The sequence below is a fragment of the Ideonella sp. B508-1 genome (genome assembly GCF_000333615.1).
In the GTDB taxonomy this organism is placed as follows: Bacteria; Pseudomonadota; Gammaproteobacteria; order Burkholderiales; family Burkholderiaceae_C; genus Ideonella.
Window position 1 is genome coordinate 1 of sequence record NZ_BADL01000135.1, and the last position, 3,107, is coordinate 3,107.

The 3,107-nt window shown below is 64.3% G+C and carries 4 protein-coding genes; 3 read left to right on the plus strand and 1 reads right to left on the minus strand.

Annotated elements, in window-relative coordinates; genetic code table 11:
- Positions 1-825, plus strand: an 825-nt coding sequence (locus I73_RS06025; protein WP_022979790.1) for a DUF1302 family protein, incomplete at its 5' end; no start/stop codon positions are given.
- 74 nt (positions 826-899) lie between these two features.
- Here the strand turns inward: I73_RS06025 and I73_RS06030 are convergent.
- Positions 900-1,763, minus strand: a complete 864-nt coding sequence (locus I73_RS06030; RefSeq protein WP_234409422.1) for an IclR family transcriptional regulator — start codon at positions 1,761-1,763, stop codon at positions 900-902.
- A 29-nt stretch (positions 1,764-1,792) separates the two neighbouring features.
- On the opposite strand from I73_RS06030, the gene I73_RS06035 reads away from it, so the two are divergent.
- Both I73_RS06035 and I73_RS06040 read left to right on the plus strand, forming a co-directional pair.
- Positions 1,793-2,599, plus strand: a complete 807-nt coding sequence (locus tag I73_RS06035) for an enoyl-CoA hydratase/isomerase family protein (RefSeq protein WP_083876575.1) — start codon at positions 1,793-1,795, stop codon at positions 2,597-2,599.
- The coding region (locus I73_RS06040; protein WP_026096371.1) for a methylmalonyl-CoA mutase family protein at positions 2,596-3,107 on the plus strand (512 nt) is incomplete at its 3' end. The genes I73_RS06035 and I73_RS06040, both read left to right, overlap by 4 nt.

Below are 3,107 nucleotides of genomic sequence, written 5' to 3' on the forward strand. Positions count from 1 at the left end.
CTGACGCGCAGCGAGGACGTGCAAGCCAAGACCCGGGACGCTTTTGGCGTCAAGATGAGATGGTCGCCCGAATGGGCGAAGGGAGGGACGCTTGGAGCGTACTACCGCCGNTTCGATGAAGTGGATCCCTGGTTGCAACTGAATCTGGCGGATGCCCAGTACCGACTGGCCTATCCCAAAGGAACCAAGCTCTATGGGCTGAGCGCATCTGGGACCGTGGAGGGCGTCAGCGTTGCAGCGGAAGTCGCGCGCCGACAGAACACCGGGCTGTACGCGGAGTCCTCAACCTACACGGCGGGTCCGGCGGATGGCCCGCGCGGTGATGTGACTTATGCATTGCTGAACGCCATTTCCTACCTCGGAAAGACTGAGGTATTCGACAGCATGGTCATCTCTGCAGAGATTGCCCATGGACGGCTCAACAAGGTGGTCAGCAATGCGGATGCCTTCTCGGAAGCCGGGACCGCCGCCTGTGTATCGGGTGGCACTCCTGGCAACAGCGCGGCAACGGGCTGCGCGACACGGAGCTGGACCGCCTTCGGCATCTCGCTTGTGCCCAAATGGGATGCGGTATTTGCAGGCGTCGATCTGACGGTGCCGATCACCTTCATTCGAGGGCTGAAGGGAAACCCGGCCGCATCAGGCGGGCAGCCAGCTGAGGGAACGGGTGCCTGGAGCGCAGGTGTCACGGCGGACATCAACTTCAAGCATACGGTTTCGTTGTTCTACAACGGGTACACCTCCAAGATCACCGACGGCAGGTTGAACCGATCCACTCTCGGCGATCGGGGCTGGGTGTCGCTGACCTACAAGACGTCGTTCTGATACCAGGTCGCGCGCTTTCGCAGTCCGCACAGGCGTGCACCGGTCTGCGGTTCCTGTTGAAACGCGCGAGCGGATCAACTCCATGCCCATTGACGGGAGATGACGCTGCAGGCGGCTGACAGCAGCTGAGCGTACTCACCGACGCTGCTCTCCATGCGGTGACGCGGGCCCGCAATGGCGATCGCCAGCGTCTCGGAATTGAACGTGAAGGAGGCTGCGACCGCCCACACGTCCGCGACGTTCTCTCCACGCGTCACGTAGTAGCCGCGCCGCCGCCCCTCCAGGATGTCCTGCTCCAGATGTTCAGGCGCCGTCAGGGTGTGGTCGGTGATGGCCGGCGTCGCAAGACGGCCGATCTGGGCACGCATTTCGGCCTCCTTCAGGCTTCCCAGCAGCGCCTTGCCGATGGAACTGGAATGCAGCGGCTTGAATTCGCCGGACTTGGCCGAGTAGCGGATCGCGTTCGTGCTTTCCACCACCTGCAGATAGATCACGGCATCGCCCTGGCGCTTGCCCAGAATGACCGTTTCCCGCGAGGAGTCGCGCAAGCGCTCCAGCAGCGGCATCGCGCGTTCGACGAACGGATCGTTTTCCTGGATGCCTTGCGCGATGTCATAAAGGCGCCGCGTGGGGTAAAGCGCCCTGGGCCGGGTCAGCGAATACAGGTAACCACGCGCCGTCAGCGTGCCGACAATGGCGTGGCAGCTGCTCTTGGGGATACCCGCCAGTTCCGCTAGGTCGGTCAGCGACAGCGGCTTCTGAACGCGATGAAAGGTTTCCAGGATGACCAGCAAGCGATCCACGGCTGTCACAAGTGCAGTGGCCTGAGTGGCGGTCGCGCGCTCTTGTTCGACATTCTGAACAGCGGGATCCGAATTTGTCTTGAGAGCCCTCTCTTCCGGCTGATTGTTCAGCATATCGAACACCTGTTCTTTCATATAACGAGTCCCGAATCTAGCATCGACACATGGATTCGAAAACCGCAACACGAACAAGCTCCAACACGGGCTCGGTGCAAGTCAATCTCGACGTCGCCGGCCGAGCCTGGGTGACGATCGATCGGGCGGCCAAGCACAACGCGCTGGCGAGACCCGTACTCGCTGAGCTCGCGCAGTGCATCGAGCAACTGGCTGGCCAGCAGGACCTGCGTCTCATCGTGCTGTCCGGCGCCGGCGACCGCTACTTCGCCGCCGGGGGCGATCTCAAGGATCTGGCAAGCGTGCGCGACGAAGCAGCGACGGCGGCGATGATGGACGAGGCTGGCGGTGCACTCGACGCGATCCGCCTCTGCCCGGTGCCGGTGATCGCCTACCTCAACGGCGACGCCATCGGCGGTGGCGCCGAACTGGCACTGGCCTGCGACATGCGCGTGCTGGCGTCGCACGCGCGCATAGGCTTCATCCAGGCGCGGCTGGCCATCACGTCGGCCTGGGGCGGGGGCCCCGACCTCTTCCGCCTGATAGGGACGTCGCGCGCCATGAGCATGATGGCGCACGCCGAACTCGTGGACGCCCGGCAGGCCCTGGCATGGGGTCTGGCGGACGCCGTCGTCTCCGATGGCCCGGAAGGTGCCGACCTGGACAACTTCCTTGCACCCATGCAGGCATTTCCGGCCCAGGTGCTGCGCGGCATCAAGGCACAGGCCATCGCGGCGCGCCACGGCGCCGACTGGGCCGCACACCGCCGCGTGGAGCGCGAGCACCTCATCCGCACCTGGCTGCACGACGACCACTGGACGGCAGCCGACAAGCTTCTCAGCAAGGCCTCCCGATGAACAGCAGAGTCTCCACCTTCGATACGCCGCTGAGCGAGCCGGTCCTGGGCCCGCTCAGCCGCACGGGCATCCCCGTCCCCACGCGCGTGGACGCCGGTGCCGTGCGCGCCGACAACATCGGCCAGCCCGGCGAGTACCCGTTCACACGCGGCATCTTCCCCGATGGGTACCAAGGGCGCCTGTGGACCATCCGCCAGTACTCGGGTTTCGGCACGGCCGAGGAATCGAACGAGCGCTACAAATTCCTGCTTGAACAGGGGCAGACCGGCCTGTCGGTCGCGCTGGACCTGCCCACCCAGTGCGGCTACGACCCCACCCATTCGATGGCGCGGCCCGAGATCGGCAAGGTGGGCGTGTCGCTGTCGAACCTGAGCGAAGCCGAAATCCTGTTCAAGGACCTGGATCTCTCGAAGATTTCCACGTCCTTCACGATCAACGGCACGGCGGCCATCATCTACGCGATGTACCTGGCGGTGGCCGACAAACAAGGCGTCCCGCGCAGCAAGCT